At 70.0% G+C, this 25,163-nt stretch carries 25 protein-coding genes; 10 read left to right on the forward strand and 15 right to left on the reverse strand.

Annotated elements, in window-relative coordinates:
• The coding region (locus Q0916_RS08990) for a TrmB family transcriptional regulator (protein ID WP_299236753.1) at positions 1-459 on the forward strand (459 nt) is incomplete at its 5' end.
• Positions 460-550: 91 nt separating this feature from the next.
• Complete coding sequence (locus Q0916_RS08995; RefSeq protein ID WP_299236754.1) at positions 551-1,717, forward strand: NAD(P)/FAD-dependent oxidoreductase; 1,167 nt, start codon at positions 551-553, stop codon at positions 1,715-1,717.
• Positions 1,718-1,807: 90 nt separating this feature from the next.
• Here Q0916_RS08995 and Q0916_RS09000 read toward each other — a convergent pair whose 3' ends face one another.
• The 4 genes from Q0916_RS09000 to Q0916_RS09015 form a co-directional block, all read right to left on the reverse strand.
• Entirely contained in the window at positions 1,808-2,629 is an 822-nt protein-coding gene (locus tag Q0916_RS09000; RefSeq protein ID WP_299236756.1) for a nucleoside phosphorylase, read from the reverse strand.
• Complete coding sequence (gene cdd, locus Q0916_RS09005) at positions 2,626-3,018, reverse strand: cytidine deaminase (protein ID WP_299236758.1); 393 nt, start codon at positions 3,016-3,018, stop codon at positions 2,626-2,628. Before cdd ends, Q0916_RS09000 begins: the two co-directional genes overlap by 4 nt.
• Positions 3,019-3,048: 30 nt before the next feature.
• Entirely contained in the window at positions 3,049-4,422 is a 1,374-nt protein-coding gene (locus Q0916_RS09010) for a phosphomannomutase (protein ID WP_299236760.1), read from the reverse strand.
• 231 nt (positions 4,423-4,653) lie between these two features.
• Entirely contained in the window at positions 4,654-5,280 is a 627-nt protein-coding gene (locus Q0916_RS09015; protein WP_299236762.1) for an RAD55 family ATPase, read from the reverse strand.
• Between the two features lie 145 nt (positions 5,281-5,425).
• Between Q0916_RS09015 and pyrB the strand changes: the two genes are divergently transcribed.
• The 3 genes from pyrB (at position 5,426) to Q0916_RS09030 (ending at position 7,838) form a co-directional block, all read left to right on the forward strand.
• Positions 5,426-6,328, forward strand: coding sequence for an aspartate carbamoyltransferase (gene pyrB / locus Q0916_RS09020; protein ID WP_299236764.1), 903 nt, complete (start codon positions 5,426-5,428; stop codon positions 6,326-6,328).
• Positions 6,325-6,786 carry an aspartate carbamoyltransferase regulatory subunit gene (gene pyrI / locus Q0916_RS09025; protein WP_299236766.1) on the forward strand — a complete coding sequence of 154 codons (462 nt, stop codon included), beginning with the start codon at positions 6,325-6,327 and terminating at the stop codon, positions 6,784-6,786. Before pyrB ends, pyrI begins: the two co-directional genes overlap by 4 nt.
• Positions 6,787-6,971: 185 nt before the next feature.
• On the forward strand, positions 6,972-7,838 hold the full coding sequence (locus Q0916_RS09030) for a hypothetical protein (protein WP_299236768.1): 867 nt from the start codon (positions 6,972-6,974) through the stop codon (positions 7,836-7,838).
• Positions 7,839-7,853: 15 nt separating this feature from the next.
• Here the strand turns inward: Q0916_RS09030 and Q0916_RS09035 are convergent, their stop codons facing one another.
• Positions 7,854-8,426: an NUDIX hydrolase gene (locus Q0916_RS09035; protein ID WP_299236770.1), complete on the reverse strand. Its 573-nt coding sequence runs from the start codon at positions 8,424-8,426 to the stop codon at positions 7,854-7,856.
• A 189-nt stretch (positions 8,427-8,615) separates the two neighbouring features.
• On the opposite strand from Q0916_RS09035, the gene Q0916_RS09040 reads away from it, so the two are divergent.
• From Q0916_RS09040 to Q0916_RS09050, 3 genes are all read left to right on the forward strand, one after another.
• Positions 8,616-8,801 carry a DUF1918 domain-containing protein gene (locus Q0916_RS09040; protein ID WP_299236772.1) on the forward strand — a complete coding sequence of 62 codons (186 nt, stop codon included), beginning with the start codon at positions 8,616-8,618 and terminating at the stop codon, positions 8,799-8,801.
• Between the two features lie 4 nt (positions 8,802-8,805).
• On the forward strand, positions 8,806-9,252 hold the full coding sequence (locus Q0916_RS09045; protein WP_299236774.1) for an RNA-binding protein: 447 nt from the start codon (positions 8,806-8,808) through the stop codon (positions 9,250-9,252).
• 67 nt (positions 9,253-9,319) lie between these two features.
• Positions 9,320-9,970 (forward strand): HVO_2922 family protein, encoded by a 651-nt coding sequence (locus tag Q0916_RS09050; RefSeq protein ID WP_299236776.1) that lies wholly within the window; start codon positions 9,320-9,322, stop codon positions 9,968-9,970.
• A 72-nt stretch (positions 9,971-10,042) separates the two neighbouring features.
• Here Q0916_RS09050 and purD read toward each other — a convergent pair whose 3' ends face one another.
• From purD to Q0916_RS09065, 3 genes are all read right to left on the reverse strand, one after another.
• On the reverse strand, positions 10,043-11,338 hold the full coding sequence (gene purD / locus Q0916_RS09055; RefSeq protein WP_299236778.1) for a phosphoribosylamine--glycine ligase: 1,296 nt from the start codon (positions 11,336-11,338) through the stop codon (positions 10,043-10,045).
• Positions 11,339-11,416: 78 nt separating this feature from the next.
• A complete protein-coding gene (locus Q0916_RS09060; protein WP_299236780.1) occupies positions 11,417-12,166 on the reverse strand; it encodes an SDR family NAD(P)-dependent oxidoreductase in 750 nt (249 codons plus the stop codon).
• A gap of 80 nt (positions 12,167-12,246) precedes the next feature.
• Positions 12,247-13,479 (reverse strand): hydroxyacid-oxoacid transhydrogenase, encoded by a 1,233-nt coding sequence (locus Q0916_RS09065; protein WP_299236782.1) that lies wholly within the window; start codon positions 13,477-13,479, stop codon positions 12,247-12,249.
• Between the two features lie 101 nt (positions 13,480-13,580).
• On the opposite strand from Q0916_RS09065, the gene Q0916_RS09070 reads away from it, so the two are divergent.
• Positions 13,581-15,251, forward strand: coding sequence for an acyl-CoA synthetase (locus Q0916_RS09070; RefSeq protein ID WP_299236783.1), 1,671 nt, complete (start codon positions 13,581-13,583; stop codon positions 15,249-15,251).
• An 8-nt stretch (positions 15,252-15,259) separates the two neighbouring features.
• On the opposite strand, the gene Q0916_RS09075 is transcribed toward Q0916_RS09070, so the two are convergent.
• Positions 15,260-16,036: a hypothetical protein gene (locus Q0916_RS09075; protein WP_299236785.1), complete on the reverse strand. Its 777-nt coding sequence runs from the start codon at positions 16,034-16,036 to the stop codon at positions 15,260-15,262.
• A gap of 100 nt (positions 16,037-16,136) precedes the next feature.
• Between Q0916_RS09075 and Q0916_RS09080 the strand changes: the two genes are divergently transcribed.
• A complete protein-coding gene (locus tag Q0916_RS09080; RefSeq protein WP_299236787.1) occupies positions 16,137-18,245 on the forward strand; it encodes a thioredoxin domain-containing protein in 2,109 nt (702 codons plus the stop codon).
• Between the two features lie 33 nt (positions 18,246-18,278).
• On the opposite strand, the gene Q0916_RS09085 is transcribed toward Q0916_RS09080, so the two are convergent.
• The 6 genes from Q0916_RS09085 to Q0916_RS09110 all read right to left on the reverse strand — a co-directional run bounded on the left by Q0916_RS09085 (position 18,279) and on the right by Q0916_RS09110 (position 25,051).
• Positions 18,279-19,013 (reverse strand): metallophosphoesterase, encoded by a 735-nt coding sequence (locus tag Q0916_RS09085; protein ID WP_299236789.1) that lies wholly within the window; start codon positions 19,011-19,013, stop codon positions 18,279-18,281.
• Entirely contained in the window at positions 19,014-20,765 is a 1,752-nt protein-coding gene (locus Q0916_RS09090) for a hypothetical protein (RefSeq protein ID WP_299236791.1), read from the reverse strand.
• Positions 20,762-22,033, reverse strand: coding sequence for a Single-stranded DNA binding protein (locus tag Q0916_RS09095; protein WP_299236793.1), 1,272 nt, complete (start codon positions 22,031-22,033; stop codon positions 20,762-20,764). The genes Q0916_RS09090 and Q0916_RS09095 overlap by 4 nt, the downstream gene beginning before the upstream one ends.
• 162 nt (positions 22,034-22,195) lie before the next feature.
• On the reverse strand, positions 22,196-23,689 hold the full coding sequence (locus tag Q0916_RS09100) for a PH domain-containing protein (RefSeq protein ID WP_299236795.1): 1,494 nt from the start codon (positions 23,687-23,689) through the stop codon (positions 22,196-22,198).
• On the reverse strand, positions 23,689-24,159 hold the full coding sequence (locus tag Q0916_RS09105; RefSeq protein ID WP_414689329.1) for a PH domain-containing protein: 471 nt from the start codon (positions 24,157-24,159) through the stop codon (positions 23,689-23,691). Before Q0916_RS09105 ends, Q0916_RS09100 begins: the two co-directional genes overlap by 1 nt.
• Before the next feature lie 190 nt (positions 24,160-24,349).
• A complete protein-coding gene (locus Q0916_RS09110) occupies positions 24,350-25,051 on the reverse strand; it encodes a YqjF family protein (protein ID WP_299236799.1) in 702 nt (233 codons plus the stop codon).
• Positions 25,052-25,163: the final 112 nt, after the last annotated feature.

Below are 25,163 nucleotides of genomic sequence, written 5' to 3' on the forward strand. Positions count from 1 at the left end.
GTCAAGGGCGAGGACATCGCGTCGAAGGTCGACAGGAACCCCGGGACGATCCGCAACCAGATGCAGAGCCTCAAGGCCCTACAGCTCGTCGAGGGGGTACCGGGCCCGAAAGGCGGGTACAAGCCGACGGCGACGGCCTACGACACGCTCAAGATACAGGAGATGGAGCAGGCGGCGGACGTCCCGTTCCGGCACGAAGGCGAACTCATCACGAGCGCGAACGTCCAGGAGATCGATCTGACGAGCGTCCATCACCCGGAGCTCTGTCGGGCCGAGATCAAACTCCAGGGGACGATGTCGGAGTTCGACGAGGGCGACGCGATAAGCGTCGGACCGACGCCGCTCTCGAAGCTCCTCATCGAGGGGAACCTCGAGGGCAAAGACGACACGAACAACAGCCTCATTCTCACGATCGACAACATGGAGGCGCCGGCCGGCGACGAGGAGCCGCTCCACTGATCGGGGCGGGCGGACGCCCCGGGACCGACCGGAGCGTTCCGGTCGGATCGGTTTCAACAGGTTTGTATCGGAGGGAACACACTAGAGAGGTATGACGGACGACGTCGTCGTGCTCGGGTCGGGTTACGCCGGCACTGGTGCGATCAAGCGGCTTGAATCGGAACTCGACGGCGAGGCGGATGTCACCTGGGTATCCGACGTCGATCACCACCTCGTGCTCCACGAGTCCCACCGGTGCATCCGGAACCCGGACATCAAAGAGAAGATCACCTTCGACATCGACGAGATCAAACAGCCCTCGACGCGGTTCGTCCAGAGCCGCGTCGAGGGGATCGACACCGACGAGCGCGTCGTCACTCTCGCCGACGACTCGACGGTCGAGTACGACTACCTGCTCGTCGGCATCGGCTCGCGGACGGCGTTTTTCGGCATCGACGGGCTCGAAGAGCACTCGCTGACGCTGAAGACGCTCGCCGACGTCCTCGAGATCCACGACGAGGTCACCGAAGCCTCCCGCGAGGCGTCCAGGAGCGATCCCGCACAGGTCGTCATCGGCGGCGCCGGGCTCTCGGGGATCCAGTCGGCCGGCGAGATCGCCGAGTTCCGGGACAAACACCGCGCGCCCATCGAGATCCACCTCGTCGAGGGGCTCGACAACGTCTTTCCGAACAACGGTCCGGTGGTGCAGGCGAAACTCCGGAAGCTGCTCAAGGAGCGGGACGTCGAGATCCACACCGGCGAGTTCATCGGCGAGGTCGACGACGAGACGGTCTACATCGGCGAGGAGAAGGAACTCGACTACGACGTGTTGCTCTGGACCGGCGGGATCACCGGGCAGGACGCGGCGGAGACCGCCGAACTCGACAAGGACGAACGGAACAACCGGATCGAGACCACCTCGAACTTCCAGACGTCCAACGAGCGCGTCTTCGCCATCGGCGACGCCGCGCTCATCGATCAGCCGGATCAGGACGACCCCGCGCCGCCGACGGCGCAGGCCGCCTGGCAGGCCGCCGAGGTCGCCGGCGAAAACCTCGCCCGGAGCGTCCGCGGCCAGCCGCTCAAGGAGTGGACGTACGACGACAAGGGGACGCTCATCTCGGTCGGCAGCAAGGCGGTCGCTCACAACGTCAAGGGGCTGCCGATAGACACCTTCGGCGGCCCGGCGGCGAAGGCGCTCAAAAAGACCGTCGCGGCGCGGTGGATCAACACGGTCACCGGCTTCGGCGACGCCGCAAAGGCGTTCCCGAACATGTAAGATCGGGGACGACCCCGAGATCGGCTCTACTGTTCAAAGGCGGTCGGTTTCGTTCTCGGACGTGGCCCGTGTCGGCGCGGGTCGGTCGGCTCAGGGGAGCGAGAGCCCCGCGTGCCACCGGTCGACGCCGGCTTCCTGTTTCACCCGATCCATCCGCGAGAGCAGCGCCGCCGCCAGCGACGCCGTTTCGGCCGCCTTCCGTTGGCCCGCCGTCCGGAACTCCCCGGTGACCCGGTTTGCGTACACCGTACAGACCGCGCCGGCGCGGAGGCCGTACAGGCCCGCGAGCGTCAGGATCGCGCTCGCCTCCATCTCGAAGTTGAGGACGCCGGCGTTTCGCAGCGCCTCGATCCGCGCGTCGGCCTCGGGCGTCCGGAAGCCCCCGAAGCCCGGTCTGGACTGGCCGGCGTAAAACGAGTCCGTCGAGCAGGTGACCCCGAGGTGGTACTCGTGGCCGAGGCGTTCGGCGGCGGTGACGAGCGCGGTGACGACCTCGTCGTGGGCCGCCGCCGGATACCCCCGGCGGACGTACTCGTCGCTCGTTCCCTCCTGTCGGACCGCACCGGTGGTGATGACGAGGTCGCCGACGTCGACGTCTGCCTGAATGGCGCCGCAGGAGCCGACGCGGAGGAAGCTCTCGGCGCCGATCCGGGCCAGTTCCTCGACGGCGATCGCCGCCGACGGGGAGCCGATCCCCGTCGACGTGACGGCGAGCGCTTCGCCGTCGTACTCGCCGACGAGCGTCCGGTACTCTCGGTGGTCGGCCACCTGCTCGGAGCGGTCCCACAGGTCGGCGATGACCTCGACCCGGTCCGGGTCGCCGGGTAACAACACCGGGCCCTCGATGTCCCCGTCGCTGAGTTCGAGGTGGTACTGCTCGTCCCCGTCGGTGGCGCTGTCGTCCGCGCTCATTCGAGGTGCTCCGACGTGATCGTGTTCGGTAGCAACTCCCCGAGCGTGTACGCCGTTGTGCCGTCCTCGCCGTCACAGAGGACCCGAAACGCCCCGTCGCAGAACTCCGAAAGCGACTGGCGGCACGCCCCGCACGGCGTGACCCCGTCGCGGCGCTCGGAGCTGACCGCGATCCGCTCGAAGGAGCGATGGCCCGCCTCGACGGCTTTCGAGAGCGCCAGCTCCTCGGCGTGGACGCTGTTCGAGTAGTTCGCGTTCTCGACGTTACAGCCCGAAAACACCGTTCCGTCGTCCGTTTCGAGCGCCGCGCCGACGCGGTACTCCGAGTACGGCGCGTACGAGCGTTCGACCGCGTCCCGCGCCGCGGCGAGGAGGTCTTTGTCGGTCACACCGGCAGAACGGCGTCGGCGGGCAAATAGCTATGCCCGGCCCCGGCCCTCTGAGACGTCGCTCAGCGCGTCCTCGACGGTTTCGGTCGCCGCTCGTGTGAGGTCGTCCACCCGGTTGCTTTCGGCGTAGATGCGGACGTACGGCTCCGTCCCGCTTGGCCGGACGAGCACCCACGACCCGTCCGGGAACGTCAACCGGACGCCGTGTTCGGTTTCGGCGTCGGCCTCCGGGAACGCATCGGGGAGCAACGACTCGAGACGCGACATGACGGCCGGTTTGTGCTCGTCCGGGCACTCGACGTTCGTCTTCCGGTAGGGCCGTTCGGTGATCGGTTCCAACAGCGCCGGGAGACCGCGGTCCGCGATCATGGCGGTCAGAAGCGCCGCGCTCACCGTCGCGTCGATCCACGGTCCGAACCGGGTGTGGGTGTGCTTCCAGGGCTCCGCGGCGAACGCGACCGCGGTGTCGTCGGTGCCCTCTGCGTTCGCGGCGGCGATGCCCTCATGAAGCCCGCCGAGGCGGACGCGCTCGACGCGACCGCCGGCGGCCTCGACCCGTTCGTCGATGCGGCCGGAGGCGTTCGGCGTCGTTACGACGACCGGATCGGACGCGTCGCTCGTCTCGGTGTACCGCTCGGCGATGACCGCGAGGACGGTGTCCTCGTGGACGACCTCCCCGTCGGCATCGACGACGACGATCCGGTCGCCGTCGCCGTCGTGGCCGATCCCGAGGTCGAACGGTCCGTCGTCGACGAAGGCGCGAAGGTCGGCGAGGCTCTCGGCGGTCGGTTTCGATTCGCGTCCGGGAAAGTGGCCGTCGACGTTGGCGTTGAGCGTCGCGACGCGGGCGTCGAGGCCGCGGAGGACCTGCGGCGTCGTGAGACCCGAGGTCCCGTTGCCGCAATCGACGGCGACGCGGACCCCCTCGCAGGTCCCCGCCTCGTCGGCGACGTATGCGCTGACCGCGTCCCGGTAGGCCTCGATCGTCGCGAGTTCGGCGCGATCGCCCCACTCGTTCCACGGGACCGGCGGCGAGTCCGACCGGACGCGGGATTCGAGGTCCCGTTCGGCGCGCCGATCGTACTCCGTTCCGTCGACGAAGAACTTGAGCCCGTTGTCGGCCGGCGGGTTGTGACTCGCCGTCACCATGATCCCGCGCCGGCCGCGGCTCGCGTACGCGAGCGCCGGCGTCGAGACCCGACCGACCCGGATCGCGTCCGCGCCGCCGCTTTGCAGTCCGGATTCGATCGCCGCCGCGAGCGCTGCCCCCGTCTCGCGGCCGTCCCGACCGATCACGAACTCGGCGCCGTCGACCGCGGCGGCCCGCCCCAACCGCAGCGCGAGTGAGGGGGTCACGTCCGTCCGTGCGGGTCCTCGGACCCCGGCCGTCCCGAACAGTTCCATGCGCGGGACTCGGGCACCGAGGGTATTAAACGGGTAGTGTGCGAGCAGACAGCGCCGGCGCCGACAGGAGAGGGCAAGCGGCGGGAGCCGGCCTCCGGACCCCGGCTAAACGCCCCCGAGCCGGTCGGGTCTCGACAGCCCGTGCGCTGTGCGTCCGCCACGGCGGGCTGTCGGCGGTCTCTATGTCACGGGCCGTCTGGTCGCGCGATGACACATAAGCCGACGGGCGGCTCAGGCGATGTCGCGGCTGGTGTCGATGTCGATCGACCCGGAGAGATCGAGTTTGATCACGTCCGAAAGCGCCCGGCCGCCGCGGAACTTGGGCACCGCGAGCCGGTTTTCGATCCGGTCGCCCTCGATCGTCGTTTCGAGTTCGAAGACGACGTCGGCCATGTGCTGTGTCGTGTCCCGGAGCTGGGGGACGTCGCGGCCGTCGAGACAGTGGAGGACGGCGAGGCCGCCGGTGTTGTAGATGTGGTTCTGGAGCTCGTTGAGGAAGTTCCGGTAGCGGGGGGCGTCGCTCCGTTCGAGGATGTCGATGGGGTCGACGATGAGGTTCGACGACTCCGGAAGCGCCGCGACGAGTTTCGAGGCGTTATCGAGCGGCGCGTCGCCGGTCACGTCGCGGACCGTCGGATCGCCGGTCCGCGTCGGCGACTCGTCGATGCTCTTCGAGACCGCGTCGCTGGTCCGGTCCACGGAGAGATACAGCGTCCCGCGGGTCGCGGTCAGCTCATAGAGAAACAGCTCGGCCTGGCTGGCCGGCGCGGCGGCGAGCGAGACGATGCTGCCGGCCGGGATGCCGCCGTCGAGTTCGCGATCGAGGGCGGCGATGCCGGTGTCGAGGCGCTCGCTCATCGTACCATCTAGTCGAGTCCGACCTGATTAAACCTTCTGACGGATCGAGTCCTTACTGCCGGCGTCGGCGCGGTCGACGGGGACGCGTCTCACACCGCCGCCGCGGTCGGGGGATTCAAGACCGTCCGCGCCGCCGGGGTGAACAATGCGCCACGACCACCTCATCAGCGCGAAACAGCTCTCACGTGGCGACATCGAGGGGGTGTTGGACCGCGCCGCCGAGATCGCCGCCGATCCGGGGGCGTTCGCCGAGGCACACCCCGACACGCTGTTGGGGCTGCTCTTTTTCGAGCCGAGCACCCGGACCAAGATGTCGTTCGGCGCCGCGATGAAGCGCCTCGGCGGGGGCACGATCGACATGGGCAGCGTCGACTCCTCGTCGGTACAGAAAGGCGAGAGCCTCGCGGACACCGTCCGGGTCATCGAGGGGTACGCCGACGCGCTCGTGCTCAGACACCCCTCGGAGGGGTCGGCGAAACTCGCCAGCGAGTTCGTCGACGTGCCGGTCATCAACGCGGGCGACGGGGCCGGACAGCACCCGACACAGACCCTCTTGGACCTGCATACGATCAGGGAAAACGCCGGCCTGGACGACCTCACGATCGGTATCGTCGGCGATCTGAAGTACGGACGGACGGTGCATTCGCTGGCGCACGCGCTGACGAACTTCGGGGCGACACAGCACTTCATCAGCCCCGAGAGCCTCCGTCTGCCGCGGGGGGTCCGGTACGACCTCCGCGAGGCCGGCGCAGAGGTGCGCGAACACGCCGACATCGAGGCCGTCGTAGATCGCCTCGATGTGCTGTACGTGACCCGGATCCAGCGGGAGCGCTTCCCGGACGAAAACGAGTACCGACAGGTCGCCGGCGAGTACCGGGTCGACGTCGACCTTCTGGAGTCGGCGGCCCCCGGGCTGACGGTCATGCACCCCCTCCCGCGGGTCGACGAGATCGCCCCTGAGGTCGACGAGACGGACCACGCGACGTACTTCGAACAGGCGCACAACGGCGTCCCGGTTCGGATGGCGCTTTTGGATCAGATACTATGACCGACACCGAACTCCGCGTTTCGAAGATCGAGAGCGGAACCGTCATCGATCACATCGCCGGCGGGCAGGCGCTCAACGTGCTCGCGATACTCGGGATCGACGGGACCTCGGGCGAGGAGGTGAGCGTCGGCATGAACGTCCCCTCCGACCGCCTCGGGCGGAAGGACATCGTGAAAGTCGAGGGCCGCGAGTTGAGCCAAGACGAGGTCGACGTGCTGTCGCTCATCGCCCCCGCGGCGACCATCAACATCGTCCGGGAGTTCGAGGTCGCGGACAAGCGGCGCGTGACGCGGCCGGACACCGTCGGCGGCGTGCTCTCGTGTCCGAACGCGAACTGCATCACCACCGAAAGCGAGCCCGTCGACTCGCGGTTCGACGTCCTCGAGGAGGGCGTCCGCTGTGCGTACTGCGGGACGATCGTCCGAGAGTCGATCGCGTCGTACATCGGTACGGCCTGAAACCGACCTCGCCCTGGCGAAGAGTTATCTCCTCGGGCGCTGTGTGTCGTAGTGTATGTCGAAGAAAACACTCGCGGTGGTCCTGGTTGCGGCGGTCGCCCTGCTGTACGTAAAGAAGCGGTAACTCGCCGGGTCGCGGTCCCGGCTTCCGAACGATTTACCCACGCCGGACGCCCACTAGCGGTATGTACGGCGTCGTCACGCGAAACGAGGACGAGACCGAGTGGGAGGAGTTCGATCGGGCGTTCTACGAGGTCAAGGACGTCTCGGGGCGGTCCTCGGAGCCGCTTTCGGAGGCGGTGAGCATGATCTCCTGTTTCGGCGACAACGCCGCCGGCGAGGAGAACCCCGATCTCGTCCCCGTGACGCCGGACGGTCAGCCCGCAACGAGAGAGCGGACGTACTTCGATTGGGCCTACGTCTGTCCCACGCACGAGGGGTACCGGGAGGGCCTCCTCGAGATGATCGCCGACAGCGCCGCGGTCAGTTCGGACGTGCGGCTCGACGACATCGGCTTTCCGCGGCCGGAGTACTGCTACTGCGAGCGCTGCAACGAGCGCTTCGAGTCGTGGGTCCGGGACCGACACGAGAGCGGCGACGGGCCGCCGCCGGCCGAGACGACCGTCGAGGACCGCTACGCCTGGCGGGCCGAGGTCATCGGCGAGTTCGTCGAGGCCGCCGCCGACCGGATCCCTGGGCGGACGTACATGACGCTGTACCCCGATCCCTACGAGGGGCACCTCTACGAGCGGGCGGGCATCGAGTTGTCGTCGATCGAACCGCACGTCGACGAGTTCGTCGTCCCGCTGTACGACACGCACTACGGGACGACCTACTGGCTGGAGGCGATCGCCAGCGGGTTCGAGGACAGGCTACAGACGCCCCTCAGCGTCGAGTTGTACGCCGTCGACGTCGGCATCGACGAGCTGATACACGCCGTAGAGGTCGCGGCGGAGTACGGCGAGTCCGTCCTGTTCGGGTACGACGCCGCGAACGCGCGCGCGACGCTGCGGCGGATGGACGCCGACGCGAGGGAGGGCGTGGAGTGGTAGTCGCCGGTGGGCGGGTCAGGCGACCGACATCGAGCGCGCGGCGGCGATGAGGTCGTCCCTGTCGCGGGTGTCCTCCGGAAGACGGGTCGGCTCGAACCACCGCGCCGCGCTGATCTCCCCGTCGGGGTCCGATACCGTCGGTTCGACCGTCTCGGCGGTCGCCCGGAAGACCGGCAGGAGCCCCCACGTATCGCAGCCGCGGCAGCTGATCTCGACGCGGTTCGCCATCGCGAGCCCCCGGTAGGTGGCGTCGATGCCGGCTTCCTCGTCGAGTTCGCGCTCGGCGGCCCCCCGGAGCGACTCCGATCCGTCGACGCCGCCGCCGGGGAGCACCCAGAGGTCGACGCCCTCGTGTCTGACCACCAACAGCTCGCCGGTCTCGCGGCGGACGAGCGTGTGAGCCCCATAGGGGGTTCCGGTGCGGCGGATCCGATCGGCGAGCGTCCGGAACCGGGCCCGCGAGACGCGTTTTCGGTGGGTCCGTCTGAGACAGCCGTCGCCGTGGGCCTCGGTCACCTGGTGGTAGGCCCGCTCGGCGCGGCGCCTTGCCTCGTCGGCCAGATACCACAGGCCGTCGACGCTCGTCATCGGCGGGGCCTCCGGTCCGTGCGCGTCGCGTCCGTGGGGTCGTCCGAGGGCTCGAGCCGACAGAGCGGAGGGTGTGACATGGCGCCGAGTACGCCTGGGGGTTTCAAAAGGCGTTCGGACCGATCGGGGCGCGTCGGTCGGTGTACGCCGAAACGACGGGCTTTTTCCGCACCGGCGAAAAGCGGAGACATGGCATTCGAAAAGGGAGACAGCGTGGTGTTTCACGACAAGCACAGCGAGTACGACGGCGAGACGGGCGAGGTCACGCAGGTTTCCGAGACGATGTTCGGCGACAACACCTACATCGTCGACTTCGAGGAGGGACAAGAGGCGGGGATCGCCGAGGAGTCCCTCGAACCCGCCGAGGACGAGTGAGACGATGAGCGCCGTCCCGTTTCACTACGTCGACCTCCGGGCGTTCTGTTATGCGACGGAGGACGAAAAACGGGTCGAGACGGCGCTTCGGACGTTCCTGCCCGAGGACACCGAGATCGAACGCGAGAGCAACGAGGGACACCACGGCGATCGGATCCTCGTCCTCTCCGTCCGGCTCGAGCGGGCCGACGACATCCGCTACGTGCTCTCGCGGCTGGCGGAACTGGGGTCGTTCGACCGCCTCATGGCGGAACTGGAAGACCGGATCGACGACAACTGCGCCTTTTTCATCCAACTCGACAAGCAGGACGCCTACAGGGGCGAGGTCGGCCTCGGCGACGGGCTCATGCTCCGGGGGAAAGTCGAGGCCTACCCGGCGAAACGAGAGCGGGCCATCGAGACGGCCCGCGAGGCCCTGGCCGCCCTCGAAGCGAGCGCCGACGGGGCCTGAACCGCGCGGGATCCCGGTAGGAGCCCTGGAACAGTGTTATGGGCCCTCGCTCGCTGGTGTGGTGTGTATGTCCGGGGAGACGATACACGGCGAGAAACGCACGCGGAGCCGGAGAGGGATCGCCTCGTACCTGCGTCGGATCGCCAACGCGCTCGGGCGCGGCGAGCCGGTGCCGGCCGACGAGAACCGGACGGTCACCGTCGACCCGCCCGAGGAGACCGACTTCGAGATCGAACTCGAACGCGAGGGCGACACCCTCAGTCTCGAACTCGAGATGGAGTGGGAGGAAGCCGAGGGCGACGTCGAGACGGGCGTGAACGCGAGCAAGGCCACATTCCAGCGCTACGAGGACGCCGCGGGCAAGTGGCGCTGGCGGCTCCGACACGACAACGGCAACATCATCGCCGACAGCAGCGAGGGCTACGCCTCCAAGCAGAAGGCCACCCAGGGGCTCGAAAGCGTCAGGACGAACGCGCCGGGCGCGGCGGTCGTCGACGGGTCGACGGAGGAGTCGGGCACGCCCGGGGAGGACGCGAGCAGCGCCACCTTCGAACTCTTCGAGGACGCCGGGGGGAAGTGGCGCTGGCGGCTCCGACACGACAACGGCAACATCATCGCCGACGGCGGACAGGGGTACGCCTCCAAGCAGAAGGCAAAACAGGGGCTCGGAAGCGTCAGGCTGAACGTCCCCGGCGCGGCGGTCACGGACGCCGAGTAGCGGGCCGGCCGGTTCCCGAGCGGTGAAGCGAGGCGAGGCGGTCCGGCTCCGTTCGGCGTCGGTCGGCTCCCCTCAGCGGGCGCGGAGCTCCGCCATGTGCTCGATGCGTCGCTCGATCAGCGCCGCCGTCCCGATGTCGTGACGGACGCGCAGCCCGTCGGTCCCGGTCCGCTCGAAGGCCTCCTCGACGGCCGCCTCGGCCTCGGCGATCGTGTCCTCGACGCCGACGACGGCGAACGACCGGGACGTCGTCGTGTAGATGCCGTCCTCGCGGGCGTCGACGCTCGCGTAAAACAGCTCGGCCCGCCCGGCGCTGTCGGCGTCGATCGCGACCCGCGCGCCCGCGGCGGGATCGGTCGGATACCCCTCGGGGACGGCGTACTTACACACCGTTGCCCGCCCGGAAAACGACAGCTCCGGGAGCGTCTTGCCGTCGCGGGCCGCGGCGAGGAACTCGAGGAAGTCGGTCTCGAGGACGGGGAGGGTGTTCATCGCCTCCGGGTCGCCGAACCGGGCGTTGAACTCCACGACCTTCGGGCCCTCGGCGGTCAGCATGAACTGCCCGTAGAGGATCCCCTTGTACTCGGGCATCGCTTCAACGACCGCGTCGATGATCCCGACGGCGGCCTCGTAGTCGGCCTCGGACATGAACGGAAGCTCGGGCGTGCCGTCGCTGTACGAGCCCATCCCGCCGGTGTTCGGCCCCTCGTCGCCTTCGTAGGCGCGTTTGTGGTCCTGGACGGCGGGCGAAACGCGGTACTGGCCCTCGGCGACGAACGCCTGTAGGGTGAACTCCTCGCCGACGAGACGCTCCTCTAGGACGAACGAGTCGTAGCCGCTTTCGAGGACGTACTCGGCGCCCTCGGCGGCCGTGAGCTGGTCGCCGATGACGCGGACGCCCTTGCCGCCGGTCAGCCCGCGCGGCTTGATCGCGAGGTCCCCGTCGTGGGACTCGATGTACTCGGCGGCCGCCGCAGCGCTGTCGAACGTCTCGAAGGCCGGACAGCCCGGGATCGACTCGCGGTCCATGAACTCCCGCTGGAACGCCTTGTCGGTCTCGATGCGGGCCTCGGACTCCCGGGGGCCGAACGCGTAGACGCCGGCGTCGTCGAGGGCGTCCGCGACGCCGGCGTTCAGCGCGGACTCGGGACCGATGACAGCACAGCTCGCCCCGACGGACGCGGCGTACTCGACGATCGCGTCGGCGTCGGTCTCGTCGATCGACTCGTAGCCGGCCGCGAGCGCGTCGATGCCGGGGTTTCGGTTCGACGCGCAGGCGTACAACTCCCCGCGGTCGGCGTCGGCGACCGCCCGCGCGATCGCGTGTTCGCGCCCGCCGCCGCCGACGAGTAGGACCGTTTCGCTCATACCCAACCCGGGTGTCCACGGGGGCCTAAACGTTGCCCTTGCCGGCGGCTCGAGAGCGGCCGGCGGCGTCCGCACCCCTCAGGCGCACGAGAAGCCGCCGTCGACCACGAGCGCCTGTCCGGTCACCCACGCGGCCTCGTCGCTCGCGAGAAACAGCATCGCGTTCGCGACGTCCTCGGGGCGGCCGAGCCGACCGAGGGGGTACTCCGCCGCCATCCGCGAGGCCATCTCCTCCCACTCTTCGTCGGAGCGGCCGCTTTTCGGCATCGGCGTCTCGGTGACGCCGGGACAGACGGCGTTGACCCGGACGCCGTCGGAGCCGACCTCGGCGGCGAGCGAACGGGTGACGTTGACGACCGCACCCTTCGTCATCGAGTACGCGGAGAGCCGCGGGGAGCCGATGACGCCGGCCAGGGAGGCGGTGTTGATGACCGAGCCCGAGCCCTGGGACTTGAGACGCGGCAGCGCCGCCGCGCAGCCGTTCCACACGCCCTTGACGTTGATGTCGATGAGCCGGTCGAGGGCGTCCCGCCCGAGGTCCTCCATCGGCGTCGGGTCGTGCATGATCCCCGCGTTGTTCAAAACGATGTCGAGGCCGTGATCGTCGGCTGTCGCCCCGATCGCGTCGTCGAACGCCTCGAAGTCCCGGACGTCGAGTTCGTGGGCGAACACGTCGCCGTCGACGGTTTCGGCGGTCTCGACCGCGGCCTCATAATCGACGTCGGCGGCGACGACGGTCGCGCCCTCCGCGGCGAAGCGCTCCGTTGCGGCCCGCCCGATGCCGGACCCGCCGCCGGTGACGAACGCCGTCTTGTCTTGCAGTCGCATACGGGGGCTTCAGCGACGGCGGGGATAAATTCACCCCAGCCGAAAGCGGGAACGCGACGGGACCGACGGGGCGAGCGGCGTCACATCGAGCGCCGCAGGATCCCCTCGATGTCCGTCTGCTCAACGCGGCGGGGGTTCCCGTCGAGGAGCCGCTGGATCTCCATGGTGTCCGCGGCCAGATCCGGGATCTCCTCGTCGGTCACGCCGAGTTCGGAGAGGCCATCGGGGATGCCGACGTCCGCGGAGAGTTTGGCCACCGCGTCGGCGGCCAACTCGGCGCGTTCGTCCCGGCTTCGCCCCTCGACGTGTTCGCCGAGAATATCGGCGATCTCGCCGTAGCGATCGAACGCGCTCGTCGCGTTGAACCGCATCACCGCCGGGAGAAGCGTCGCGACCGTCACGCCGTGGGGCGTGTGGTGCTCGCCGGCGACGGGGTAGGCGATCGCGTGGGTCGCCCCGAGTCCGGCGTTCGTGAAGGCGACGCCCGCGAGCAGGCTCGCGAGCGACATGTTGCGCCTGGCGGTGAGATCGGAGCCGTTGTTGACCGCCTGCCGGAGGTTGTCGCCGACGAGTTCGATCGCCTTCCGGGCGAGTTGGTCCGTCACGATCGTCCGGCCGTCGTAGTCGGGGCGCTCGGCGGCGGACTCGGCCCGCTGTTTCATGTCGTAGCGCCGGGTGGTGTACGTCTCGATCGCGTGCGAGAGGGCGTCCATGCCCGAGGCGGCCGTCGGCCCCGGCGGCAGCGACGCGGTCAGGGCGGGGTCGACCAACGCGAGGTCGGGGTACAGGTGCCGACTCGAGATGCCGACCTTCAGCCGCTCGTCCGGCAGCGAGATCACCGACACCGGGGAGGTCTCAGAGCCGGTCCCGGCGGTCGTCGGGATCCCGACGACGGGCAGCCCCGGGCCCGGTACCGGCTTCCCGCCGCCGGTTGGCGGGGCGACGTAGTCCAGTATGTCGCCGCCGTACTCGGCGACGACGCTCGTCGTCTTCGTGACGTCGATCGAACTGCCGCCGCCGATCCCGATGAGGATGTCCGGGTCGAACTCGCGCGCGGCGGCGACGGCGCGTTCGAACACCGCCACGGAGGGGTCGGGTTCGACCCCGGTGAAGACCTCGACGGCCACGTCGGACGGCAGCGACGAGACGGCCTGCTCGACGATGCCGGCCGCCTCGACGCCCTCGTCGGTGAGTATCATCGCCGACTCACAGCCCCGATCGGTGAGCTCCTCGCCGAGTTCCTCGATGGCCCCCGTTCCGAACGTCACCCGGTCGGCCATGCTGAACTCCCAGACGGTTTCGGCCTCGAACATACCGGTACGTCTCGATCGGCGGTCTTAAATCACCGCCACACGCGCCGCGTCGGTCGGGGGCCACCGCAAACGGTATACGTGTCCTTGGTATGCAATAGCGCATGACGAGTCCGGACCGGATCGACGCGTATCACTTCTACGAACGCGAGTGGGACGGGTACGACGAGCTGCTCTCGGCCTTCGAGTGGGAGGTTCCGGATCGCTTCAACATGGCGCGGTACGCCTGCGATCGGTGGGCGGACGGCGGCGAGCGCGTCGCGGTGTACGCCACCGACGGCGAGGGGACCGAGCGGTACAGCTTCGAGCGGCTCCGGGCCGCCGCCGACGCGGTCGCAAGCTCCTTGCAAGCGGCGGGCGTCGAGCGCGGCGACCGCGTGGGGATCAACGCCCGACAGCGCCCCGAGACGGTGATCGCACACCTCGCCTGCTGGAAGCTCGGCGCGGTCTCGGTCCCGCTGAGCACGCTCTTCGGGACCGACGCGCTCCGGTACCGGCTCGAGGACGCCGGCGCGATCGCGTGTTTCGTCGACGGGTCGAACGCCGGGACGCTCCGGTCCGTCGCGGGGGGTCTCCCCGACTTGGAGACCGTCATCGCCATCGGCGACGCGGACCCGACCGGCGAGGAGCGCCGCTTCGAGTCGGTCGCCGCCGGCGAGGGGGCCTTCGAGACCGCCCGGACGGACCCCGAGGACGACGCGATACTCATCTACACGTCGGGGACGACCGGCGATCCGAAGGGCGTCCTGCACGCCCACCGGGTCCTGCTTGGGAACCTCCCGCTTTTCGTGACCGGCTTTTGTGACCTCGAGATCAACGAGTCCGACGTCTTCTGGACGCCCTCGGAGTGGGCCTGGGTCGCGACGCTTTTCGACGTGGTCTTTCCGGCGCTGTTCTACGGGGCCCCGATCGTCGCGTACACCGGCGACGAGTCGTTCGATCCCGCGACCGCGATGGGCGTCATCGAGCGCTACGACGTGACGAACTTCTTCGCCCCACCGACCGCGCTGCGGATGATGGAGCAGCTACCGGACCCCGGGCGGTGGGACGTCGACAGCGTCCGCTGTGTCCCGAGCGGCGGCGAGTCGCTCGGCGAGACGATCACCGAGTGGGCCGCGGACGTGTTCGACGGCGCGGCGGTCCACGAGGGCTACGGGCAGACGGAGGCCAACATGATCGTCGGGGACTGCACGGCCCTGACGCCCTCAAAGCCCGGGAAGATCGGACCGCGCGCGCCGGGACACGAGATCGCGATCCTCGACCCCGAGACGGCGGAGCCGACCGTCGAGACGGGCGAGGTCGGCGAGATCGCCGTCCGGTACGAGGGCGATCCGGTCTGTTTCAAAGAGTACTGGAACAAGCCAGAGCGGACGGACCGAAAGGTCCAAGACGGGTGGCTGCTCACGGAGGATCTCGGCACCCTCGACGGGGACGGCTACGTCGAGTTCAAGTCCCGGAAGGACACGGTCATCATCTCCGCCGGCTACCGGATCGGCCCCGTCGAGATCGAGGAGGCGCTGGCGAAACACCCGGCCGTCGCCGACGCCGGCGTGATCGGCGTTCCCGACGACAGGCGGGGGGAGGTGCCGAAGGCGTTCGTGGTGCCGGCGGCGGGCCACGAGCCGAGCGGGGAGCTGACGCGGCGTCTCAAGCGCGACGTCAGGGACCGCCTCGCGGAGTACGAGTACCCCCGGGAGATCGCCTTCATCGACGAGCTCCCGAAGACGAGCTCCGGGAAGGTCCGGCGGGCCTCGCTCGAAGAGGAGTTCGCGTAGCCGGCCGCCTACACCGTCTGCTCGAAGCTGTAGCCGAGCGACGTATCCCACAGGAGCCGGTGCTCGCCGCCGCCGGCCTCCTCGCAGACGCCGTTGACCGACTGGACCCCGTCGAGTTCGCCGCGCCACTCGACGGTGTAGCGCCCCTCCTCGCCGGTGATCCGCGTGCTCCTGAGCCCGCCGCCCCGGAGCGGAAACGTCGCCGAGGGGGCCGTCCCGAGGCCGACCGAGGCCGAGTCGCCCTCGATCGAGGGCTCGGCCGCGTCGGTGAGGGCGCCCCGACGGAGCCTGAGCCCCACCGAGAGGTCGCTCAGATCGACGTCTCTGACCAGACGGCCCTCGGTCGGGTCGGCCGCCGCCCACAGCCAGTAGCGGCGGCGGCCGTCCTCGAGCCCGTAGACGGCGAGACAGGCGTTCGAGACGAGAAGCGGCGCGTCGGGGTCGACCTCGTCGGGATCGAGGCTCGTCTCGGTGCCGCCCGGGTCCCCCGGCGTCTCGCGGGTGATCGCAAAGCGCTGGACGTAGGCGGTCTCGAAGCGCTCGGCGCGCTCGGCCTCGATCCCCCAGACGCCGCTGTCGTCGTACCGCGACCCCATGCGCTCGGCGTAGTCCTCGAAGGCCTCGCGCGACAGCGCGGCGTCGGCGGTCTCCGGCGAGAGCGGCCAGACGCCGCTGGAGTCGACCCGGGTCCGCCGGTTCGTGACCCGTTCCTCGACGCATCCAGCCAGGGACAGCCCCGTGAGCAGGCCGCCGGCGCGGAGGGCGTCCCGACGCGAGAGTTCCATGTGCGGTAGGACAGGCCGGCGACTCAAATAACGTGCTATCGACGGCGGAGGCGTCGGCCCGTTCCCCCGGGTTTAGTACCCTTCGGCCCTCAAACGAGGCATGGAAAACCGCCTCGACGAGACGGCTTCGCCGTACCTCCGGCAGCACGCCGACAACCCCGTCGCGTGGCAGCCCTGGGACGAGGAGGCGTTCGAACTCGCCGCGGAGCGCGACGTGCCCATCTTCCTCTCGATCGGCTACGCCGCCTGCCACTGGTGTCATGTGATGGCCGACGAGAGCTTCGAGGACCCCGACATCGCGGAGGCGCTCAACCGGAACTTCGTCCCGATCAAGGTCGACCGCGAGGAGCGACCGGACGTCGACAACCTCTATATGGGCGTCTGCCAGATGGTCCGCGGCGGCGGCGGGTGGCCGCTTTCGGTGTGGCTCACGCCCGACCGCGAGCCGTTTCACGTCGGGACGTACTTCCCCCCCGAGCCGCGGGGGAACACCCCGGGGTTTGGCTCCGTCATCGAGGACATCGCCTCCTCGTGGGACGATCCCGAGAAGCGCCAACAGCTCGAATCCCAGGCCGAGCAGTGGACCGCGTCGGTGACGGGCGAACTTGAGGGGACCCCGGAGACGCCCGGGGCGGCCCCGGAGGCGGAGTTCATCGACTCGGCGGCGGACGCCGCCGTCAGGCGGGCCGACCGGGAGCACGGCGGCTGGGGGCAACGACAGAAGTTCCCCCACGCCGGCCGGATCCACGTCCTGTTGCGCGCCCACGACCGGACCGGTCGGGAGGCCTACCGGGACGTGGCGGTAGAGACCCTCGACGCGATGGCCGGCGGCGGGCTGTACGACCACGTCGGCGGCGGCTTCCACCGGTACTGCGTCGACCGGGAGTGGACGGTCCCGCACTTCGAGAAGATGCTCTACGACAACGCCGAGATCTCACGGGCGTTCATCGCGGGGTATCAGGTGACCGGCACGGAGCGCTACGCGGACGTCGTCAGAGAGACCTTCGCCTTCGTCGAGCGGGAGCTCACCCACCCCGACGGCGGGTTCTACTCGACGCTCGACGCACAGAGCGAGGACAGCACCGGAAGCCGAGAGGAGGGCGCGTTTTACGTCTGGACGCCGGCGGCCGTGCGCGACGCCGTCGAGGAGGGGACGACGGCGGAGCTGTTCTGCGAGCGCTACGGGGTCACCGAGTCGGGGAACTTCGAGGGGGGAACGACCGTTCTCACCGAGTCGAAACCGGTCGGCGAGATCGCCGCGGACTCGGTGATGGACACCGACGCTGTCGAGGCGCGGATGGAGACGGCCAAAGAGCGGCTCTTCGAGGCCCGGAGCGAGCGGCACCGACCCCCGAGAGACGAGAAGATCCTCGCGGGGTGGAACGGCCTGATGATCTCCGCGTTCGCCGAGGGCGCGCTCGTCGTCGATCCGGCCTACGGCTCGGTCGCCGCGGAGGCGCTCTCGTTTTGCCGCGAGCGGCTGTGGGATGCCGACGACCGGCGGCTCAACCGGCGCTTCGAGAACGGGGCCGTCGGCGTCCCCGGGTACCTCGAGGACTACGCGTTTCTCGGCCGCGGCGCGCTCGACGTCTATCAGGCTACCGGGGACGTCGAACACCTCGCGTTCGCGCTCGAACTCGCCCGCGTCGTCCGGGACTCGTTTTACGACGCCGAGGCGGGAACGCTGTATTTCACCCCGACCGAGGGCGAGGCCCTCGTGGCGCGCCCACAGGAGCTCACGGACAGTTCGACCCCCTCGAGCACGGGGGTCGCGGTCCAGTTGCTCTCGGCGCTGTCACACGTCGCCCCCGAGGAGGGGTTCGACGACGTCGCCGAAGCCGTCCTCGAGACGCACGCCCCGACGCTGGAATCGAGCCCGCTCCCGCACGCCTCGCTCGTCCTCGGCGGCCACGATCGGGCCGCCGGCGCGACCGAGTTGACCGTCGCGGCCGAGGAGTTCCCGGAGGCCTGGCGGGCGGCCGTGGCCGAGGCGTACCTCCCCGGGCGGCTTCTCACGCGGCGCCCGCCGACCGACGACGCCCTCGGCGCGTGGCTCGAGGAACTCGGCGTCGAGTCGGTCCCGCCGCTTTGGGCCGGCCGAGACACAAGAGACGGTCGACCGACCGTCTACGCCTGTCGGTCGTTCAGCTGCTCGCCGCCGAAACACGACATGGCCGAGGCGATCGCGTGGCTCGGCGAGGCAAACTGAACGCGCCGCGTTCGTTTCGCCCGACGCGTCCGTTCAGACGTCGCGGTACGACCCGAGGCGGGTCCCGTCGAGCAGGTACGCCTCGCCCTCCGAGAGCCCTTGTGGGAGAAACGGCGAGAGGAACCCGTCGCCGTCGTTGATCGCCGTCCCGCCGGAGAGGTCGTTGAACGCCGGCGCGACAACGAGTTCGCCGCCGACGCTCGGGTACTCCGCGAACCCCTCGGGGTCGAGTCGCCCCCGGAGCCAGACCCGCTCGCTCCGCGCGCCGCCGACGTCGTCCTCGAGGCGGACGAGCGGGTGTTCGTGCGCTGAACAGACCGTCGGCGCGGCGACGACCGCCTCGTCGGGCCAGGTGTGGCCGTGACAGAAGCCGACGTCGCCGATCCGCACCCCCGGGCCCTCGCGCACCTCGACGCCGTCGACGCCGCCGGCCACCGTCTCGATCCCGCCGTCGTGGTTGCCCTTTAGTACCGTGACCGGCGCGCGGTCGGCGGCGGCCTCGAGCACGCGGCGGATCTCGGTGCGCTCCTCGCGTCCGGGGGTGCCGATGCTGTCGCCGAGGTCCCCGAGGAAGACGACCCGATCGACGGGGTGGGCGTTGAGCGCTTCCAGAAGCGACTCGCGGCGCCGCGTCTCCCGGCTGTCGAGTTCGACGCCGTCGCGCCGGAGGCCGGTCTCGAGGCCGGCGTGGTAGTCGGCGACGACGAGGGCGCGCTCGGGTCCGCAGTCGGCGATCCCGGCGGGTCGACCGGGGATCGGTTCGAGCATTCAGATCGGCTTCAGCGCGTCGTCGCTCGGCTCGTAGCACCGCCCGCTCATCAGCGCCTCCTGGATCGACTCCTCGACGGCGTCCGCGGAGACGCCGCGTTCGTCTGCGACCGCATCGATGAGCGCCTCCCGGTCGGCCCCCTCCCCTTCGTCGAGGTCCTTCATCGCGTCCATCACCGCGTCGACGAGGTCGCCCTCCTCGGAGCCCGTCCCGGCCTCGGCGTCGTTCGGCGCGCTCTCGTCGGTCTCGGAGGCCGCCTCGGCGTCCGCTCGCGGCTCGGCGTCGGCGGGTTCGGGCGCGGCCGACGGATCGGGCGTCGCCTCCGTTTGCCCGCCCGTCGCGGCGGCCTCGGGGGTATCGGCGCTCTCCGGCGGGTCGACCTCGCCGGCCGTCGAGAACTCCGTGCCGTACTCCTCTTCGACCTCGCGGCGCTCCTCGTCGTCGAGTTCGAACTCGCCGGGATCGAACCCATCTGGATCGGCCTCGCCGGACTCGGAGTCGACCCCACCCGGCTCGGAGTCGCCGGTGTCGGACGCTGCTCCTGTCTCCGTCCCCGTTGCCGTTCCCGTTCCCGTTCCGGCGGTCGGGGCCTCCGCTCCCGAGGACGCCTGTTCGTCCCGCGTCGAACCGGCGCCGTCGGGGTCCGACCCGGCGGCCGCGTCCCGCTCGGATCCGGATGCGTCGACGGTGGCGGCCGTTTCCGCGCCGTCCGGGTTCGGGTCCGGATCCGGGTCCGATCCCGGCTCCGTCGTCGCCGGCCCGTCGGCCGCGCTCGATCCCGTCGGCGCGGTCGGTTCGGTCGCACCGCCGGCCCCCGAACCGGCTCCCTCCGCGGGGTCGAAGGTCGTTCCGGGGGTGGCATCGCTGTCCGCACCGGGCTCCCTGGAGGTCTCGACCTCGCCGGCGCCGGCGCCGGCGCCGGAAGGTTCGGGGGACGTCTCCACCGGGTCGGCCCCGACCGATCCGGGGTCGTCGGGGCTGTCGGTACCAGCGGTACCGGCGGAACGGGCCGTCGCCTCCGGGGCGGAGAGCTCAAGCGTCGAGAGCGAACTCGCGTCGCCGCCGCCCTCGTCGGGGGCGACGCCGAGCCGGTCGACCTCGTCGCGCTCGCCGGCGACCACCCTGACGGCGTCGATCGCGAGCCCCCTGAGGGCGTCGAGGTACGCCGGGGTCGTCCCGTAGTGCTCCACGGCGAGGGCGACCCCCTCGGCGAGGCCCTCCTCGACGCCGGCGTCGAGAAGCGCCGATTCGAGCCGATCGCCCGAGAGGCCCGAGTCGATCGCGGCGGCGGCGACGCCGACCCGCTCGAGGGTCCGCTCGGCGGCCGTCACAACCCAGCGGTCGCGGGTCTCAGCGTCGACCTCGTTGACCGATTCGGGGCGGACGGACGTGAAGATCCGATCGCCGTCCTCGGGCTCGTAGGTCCGGGCCTTCCCCGACAGGGCGAGAAACAGCGGCGGGTCGACGCGTTCCAAGAAGGCGAGGGCGTCGGGTTGGTACTGCCCGGCGTAGGTGACAAAGGCGCCGGTCGGATCGACGACCCGGCCCCGGACCATCTCGGGGTTGACGTCCTCGATTTCGGTGAGGACGCCGACGGCGAACAGCCGGTTCACGCGCGCGCCGGTCGGCGTCACGACGTAGTTCGGCGCGCGCTCCTCGTCGCTCTCGCTGTAGGACAGCTCCGAGTCCTCGAACTCCGCGGCGAACAGCCGGTAGGCGGTCTCCCGTTGGCCCGGCCCGGACTGGCTCATGCGTCGACCTCCGAGAGGAACGCTCTCGCGCGCGCGGCCGGGTCGTCGTCGGTCCCCTCGAAGCGGTTCGCGTCGAGGTTCGCGCCGTACTCGTCGACGGAGAGCGCGCCGCGGACGCGGTACTCCCGGCCCTCGATCGACTCGGCGATCGACGCCGCGACGACCTCCCGATCCATCGCGTCGCGGGCGTGATCTAAGGCGTCCTCGAGGGTGCCGCCGTACACCGATTCGGTCAACTCGCGACCGAGGATCACCGTGACGGTGTCGGTCCCGTCGTCGAGGATCGCCTTGACGCGCATGTCGTCCTCGGGGTCGACGCGGCCGTGGGTCCGGCACTGGTCGTTCTGGACGACGCGGCCGCAGTCCGGGCAGCGCTGGATGAGCCCCGACCCGTCGCGGACCTCGATGACGTTGCCGGTCAGCACCACGTCGAACACCCCGCCGGCCGCGACGGCCTCGCGGGCGGACAGTTCGGTCCCGGACTCGCTCACCGACACCTCGGGGATCGGTTCGACCGCGGTGAACTCGGTGGCGTTCACCGAGGGGACGCCGCGGAACTCGTCGACGTAGACGTCCTCGAGGCGGACGGACTCGCCTTCGCGCACCCCCGCGTGGGTGTCCCAGTCCGTGAACGGGAGCCGGGTCGTCTCGTCGCCGAGGACGCCGCTGAGTATCTCCGTTTCGCCGTCGCGGCCGTCGATCGTCTTCCGTTCGACCTCGAGCACGCGGACCTCGATGTTCCGGCCGCGATCGCCCGGTTCGAGGTCGATGAGACCCCGGTCGCCGCCGGGCTCGTGGGGGACCGAAAGCGGGGTCTCCTCGAGGGTCACCGTCGTCGATTGGCCCAGGTTCAGTTCCGGTTGGCCGTCCCACTCCCTGACGCCGGCGTTGCCGGCCGTGATCGTGTCGCCGGGCGACAGCGAAAAGTCACTCCAGGCGGTATAGGAGATCCGGCCCGTCCCGTCGGCCAACTCGCCCTCGAAGATCGTCTGGTTTTCGCCCTCGTAGCGGATCGAGCGCGTGCCGACCGTCAGCACCCGGGCGGTGACGGTGACGTTGCCCGTCTCCGGCGTGATCTCGCCGATGTCGGTCTTCGGCGGGGTCCCGCCGCCGTCGCCGCCGCCGTCGCCGTACTTCCGCCGCAGGCTCTGTTTCGCCTCGTCCATCGGCACCGAGTACGAGACGAGCTTTTCCAGATCGGTTTTGACCTCCGTTTTGTCCACGCCGAGGCTGGAGGCGAGTTCCTCGGCAGCGTCGTCCAAGCTCATCGTTCGACGGTTGGGTGGCCGTTCTCAAAAGCGTTCGTGCCGCGCCACAGCGGGGACGACGGGCGGGTATCCCGCCCCGACCGGGCCGGGGGCAGACGGCGGTCCCGTCCGGACGCGGCGCCGCGATCGGTCGTCGCCGCACCCGAACGATCGTTCCGTGGCTCAGGCAACCGGGTCCGGATCGTCGGGGCGCTCGGCCTCGATCGAGCGGAGTCGCTCGCGGCGGCGGCGCGTCCGTCGCTGCGAGACGCTCCGCTGGAGCCGGTCGGCGATCTCCTCTCGGAGCCGGTCGGCGCGGTCGGCGTCGATGTCGAGCGCCCGCGGCTGGCGGTTCGTCAGGCCGCTCGATCCGGCGGTGTCGACGACGAGCGTCGCCAGCCGGCGGCCCCGCTGGAACACCGTCTGGGAGTCCAGAACCGTCTGGACCCGATAATAGGGAACGACGGTGATCGTGCGGGTCCAAAAGCCCTCCTGGAGCACGACGTACTCCGATTGGACGTCGTACCCGAGGTTCGCCCACTTGAGGTGTGCGCCGAGCCAGGCAAGCGGTATCAGCCCCACGGCGACGTACCACGCGAAGGTCAACGACGTGTACGAGTCGGCGGCGAAGGCGACGCCGACGGCGAGCAACGCGAGGACGGTGTACCTGATGACGTACCGCTCGCGGGCCCGTTTCGGCGGGCGCTCGAGTTCGAGGGGCTCGAACGCCTCGACGGAGCGGGCGAGGTCGGCGACGCGGTCGCGCTCGGCGAGCGGGACGGCCGACTGCGAGCCCGCGTCCCCCGGCGCGTAGCCGGCGGTTTCGACCGCCAGGGAGGCGTAGCCGAGGCGCCTGGCGATGACGTTCGCCGACACGGTCAGCGTCTGGACCTTCCCGAGCGGGATCGTTCCGCTGAACCGCTGGAGCAGCCCCCGTTCGTAGAGCAACTCGTCGTTCCGCCTGGAGAGCCGGAAGCCGTAGTAGTTCCCGATGGCGATGACGCCGCTTGCGAGCGCGGCGACGGCGACGATGCCGACCGCGGCGAGGGGAGCGGTCACGGCGAGACCGAGAAGGGGGTCGCCGAACCGCTCGCGCAGCGACGGCGCAACGACGGGCAACAGGACCGTGGCGAAGGACAGAAGACGGAGGTCGACGCCGACGACGCCGAGCAAGGCGAGTTCCTTCGTGGTGACCGAAAACAGCTCCGTCTCCGGCGTCGCGTCCTCGGGGTCGCGGTCCGTCCCGTCGCGTTTCAGCCGGCCGAGTTCGGACTGGAGCCGCGTCGCTTCCTCGTGGCTGACGTAGCGGAGCGACGCCTCCGTCGAGGAGCCGCCGGCGGTTTCGAGGTTGATCTGTGCGAGCCCGAACGCCCGCTGGAGGACGTTTCGGCTGATGTCGACGTTCTGGACCCGACCGATCGGTATCTCCCGGTTCCGCCGGGAGACGACGCCGGAGGCGATATCGAGCGTCCCGTCGGTGAGTTCGTACTCGAAGCGCTGGTAGTACACCAACTGGTAGGCGAGCGCGACGACGAACCCGGCGACGACGACGGTGACGGGCCCGGAGATCCCGCCGCCGAGGGCGGGCGAGCCGATCACGGCGACGACGAGCAGCCACGCGAGCCTGACGACCGATTCGGCCGCCCGGACCGGAACGGAGAGCGGATCGAGCTTCATCAGACCGCGTCGTCGCCCTCGGCGGCGATCGCGAGCTGTTTCAGCCTGGCCTGTAGGTCGTCGGCGCGCTGGGGCGTCAGCCCGGGGATCGATACGTCCGCGCCGCGGGAGCCGGCGGTGTAGACGACGGTCGTCGCGAGCCCGAAGGCCCGCTCGAGCGGTCCGCGGCGGGTGTCGACGTGTTGGATCCGGACGTACGGCGCGACCGTGCTGACCCGCGTCAGCACGCCCCGCCGGAGGTACAGCGAGTCCGTCCTGACATGGTAGGCCCAGATCCGGTATCTGAGGACGGAAAAGGCGACCCCCAAGACCGCAACGACGGCGAAGACGACGACGCCGACCCACGGTCCGCCGGGGTCGAGCAGGGTGAACGCGACCCCGGCGATGAGACCCAAGATGACCGCGGAAACGGCCGACTGGAGCGCCCAAACGCCCTGTATTTGCGGCTCGAGCGTCTGTTCGGGACCGATCAGTTCCTCGATGTCCGGGGTCGACCCGGCCGGCCGCGAGCCGTCGACGCGCCGGGTCGCCGGCGTCAACTCGGCACCGAACGGGCGGTCGCTCGCCCGGTCGCTGTCGGTCTCGTCCATTTGGCGACACTGAGAGCGCGACGTATTTAGTAGGCCGTGTCCCGGCCGGACCGAGCGACCCGCCCCGGACTCACCGGCGGACGCGTCTGATCCGGTCGGCGGTCACGTCGATCGGCGCGGCGACGCGGAGCCGCGGGGTCCCCTCCGGCCGGTCGAACCCGTTGGCCGAAAAGAGGTCGTTCGTTTCGATCTCCGCCCACGCCGGCGCGAGGCGCCACGGCTCGTGTTCGATGTCGCCGCGGTAGAGGCGACCGCGGTCGTCGGCGGTGAAAAAGCGGTACCGCTCGGTGAGAAACGCCTCAAGGCTGCCCGGGTCCGGCTCGGCGAAGCCCTCCTCGGGGCCGTACCGGCCCTCGAAGCGGGCGGGCGGGGCGTTTCGGGTCAGACGCCGGCTGCGAAAGCTCACCTCACGGTCGCGCCCGTCGCCGCGCGTCTCGACGTCCATGCGCGCCCGGTAGTACGGGAGCCGAAACAGCGAGCGGGCAAAGCGGACGCCGAGCCGATCGTCGGCGTCGAGGTTGAAAAAGTAGACGCCGGGGACGCCGTCGACGGTGACGTACGTCCGGAGGTTCAACTCGCCGAACGAGAGCCCGATCGGCGACCCCCGGGGGCGGATGTCGGACATCACGAACGGGACGACGCCGAGGTACGCGTCGCCGTTTCGGGCGTCGACCGAGACGCCGTCTGGGAGCGCCTCGGCGACCGTCGGCGGATCGACCGCCCAGTGGGCAAAGAGGAGATCACGCCACCGCATGGACAGAAGCTCCCGCATACCCGCGGTTGGGGACCGGCGGGTTTTGGGGTGTCGCTCCCGGAAGGCGCTTCGGGCGGGACCCGTTTGTTTTTCCGCCGGGCGAGACCGCGGCACGGAGTTCAGCGTCGCC

Origin of the sequence: Natronomonas sp., from assembly GCF_028274965.1 — an archaeon.
In the GTDB taxonomy this organism is placed as follows: domain Archaea; phylum Halobacteriota; class Halobacteria; order Halobacteriales; family Haloarculaceae; genus Natronomonas.

What these genes read in the sequence shown, in the direction of transcription:
- Q0916_RS09045 (WP_299236774.1), top strand. Translation starts at nt 8,806, where the DNA reads ATGAGCGCCGTCCCGTTTCACTACGTCGACCTCCGGGCGTTCTGTTAT.
- Q0916_RS09085 (WP_299236789.1), bottom strand. Translation starts at nt 19,013, where the DNA reads ATGCTCGAACCGATCCCCGGTCGACCCGCCGGGATCGCCGACTGCGGA.
- pyrB (WP_299236764.1), top strand. Translation starts at nt 5,426, where the DNA reads ATGCGCCACGACCACCTCATCAGCGCGAAACAGCTCTCACGTGGCGAC.
- Q0916_RS09075 (WP_299236785.1), bottom strand. Translation starts at nt 16,036, where the DNA reads ATGGAACTCTCGCGTCGGGACGCCCTCCGCGCCGGCGGCCTGCTCACG.
- Q0916_RS09010 (WP_299236760.1), bottom strand. Translation starts at nt 4,422, where the DNA reads ATGGAACTGTTCGGGACGGCCGGGGTCCGAGGACCCGCACGGACGGAC.
- Q0916_RS09000 (WP_299236756.1), bottom strand. Translation starts at nt 2,629, where the DNA reads ATGAGCGCGGACGACAGCGCCACCGACGGGGACGAGCAGTACCACCTC.
- Q0916_RS09035 (WP_299236770.1), bottom strand. Translation starts at nt 8,426, where the DNA reads ATGACGAGCGTCGACGGCCTGTGGTATCTGGCCGACGAGGCAAGGCGC.
- Q0916_RS09015 (WP_299236762.1), bottom strand. Translation starts at nt 5,280, where the DNA reads ATGAGCGAGCGCCTCGACACCGGCATCGCCGCCCTCGATCGCGAACTC.
- Q0916_RS09110 (WP_299236799.1), bottom strand. Translation starts at nt 25,051, where the DNA reads ATGCGGGAGCTTCTGTCCATGCGGTGGCGTGATCTCCTCTTTGCCCAC.
- Q0916_RS09050 (WP_299236776.1), top strand. Translation starts at nt 9,320, where the DNA reads ATGTCCGGGGAGACGATACACGGCGAGAAACGCACGCGGAGCCGGAGA.
- Q0916_RS09100 (WP_299236795.1), bottom strand. Translation starts at nt 23,689, where the DNA reads ATGAAGCTCGATCCGCTCTCCGTTCCGGTCCGGGCGGCCGAATCGGTC.
- Q0916_RS09040 (WP_299236772.1), top strand. Translation starts at nt 8,616, where the DNA reads ATGGCATTCGAAAAGGGAGACAGCGTGGTGTTTCACGACAAGCACAGC.
- Q0916_RS09030 (WP_299236768.1), top strand. Translation starts at nt 6,972, where the DNA reads ATGTACGGCGTCGTCACGCGAAACGAGGACGAGACCGAGTGGGAGGAG.
- Q0916_RS09060 (WP_299236780.1), bottom strand. Translation starts at nt 12,166, where the DNA reads ATGCGACTGCAAGACAAGACGGCGTTCGTCACCGGCGGCGGGTCCGGC.
- Q0916_RS09080 (WP_299236787.1), top strand. Translation starts at nt 16,137, where the DNA reads ATGGAAAACCGCCTCGACGAGACGGCTTCGCCGTACCTCCGGCAGCAC.
- Q0916_RS08995 (WP_299236754.1), top strand. Translation starts at nt 551, where the DNA reads ATGACGGACGACGTCGTCGTGCTCGGGTCGGGTTACGCCGGCACTGGT.
- Q0916_RS09065 (WP_299236782.1), bottom strand. Translation starts at nt 13,479, where the DNA reads ATGTTCGAGGCCGAAACCGTCTGGGAGTTCAGCATGGCCGACCGGGTG.
- pyrI (WP_299236766.1), top strand. Translation starts at nt 6,325, where the DNA reads ATGACCGACACCGAACTCCGCGTTTCGAAGATCGAGAGCGGAACCGTC.
- Q0916_RS09090 (WP_299236791.1), bottom strand. Translation starts at nt 20,765, where the DNA reads ATGAGCCAGTCCGGGCCGGGCCAACGGGAGACCGCCTACCGGCTGTTC.
- Q0916_RS09070 (WP_299236783.1), top strand. Translation starts at nt 13,581, where the DNA reads ATGACGAGTCCGGACCGGATCGACGCGTATCACTTCTACGAACGCGAG.
- purD (WP_299236778.1), bottom strand. Translation starts at nt 11,338, where the DNA reads ATGAGCGAAACGGTCCTACTCGTCGGCGGCGGCGGGCGCGAACACGCG.
- Q0916_RS09095 (WP_299236793.1), bottom strand. Translation starts at nt 22,033, where the DNA reads ATGAGCTTGGACGACGCTGCCGAGGAACTCGCCTCCAGCCTCGGCGTG.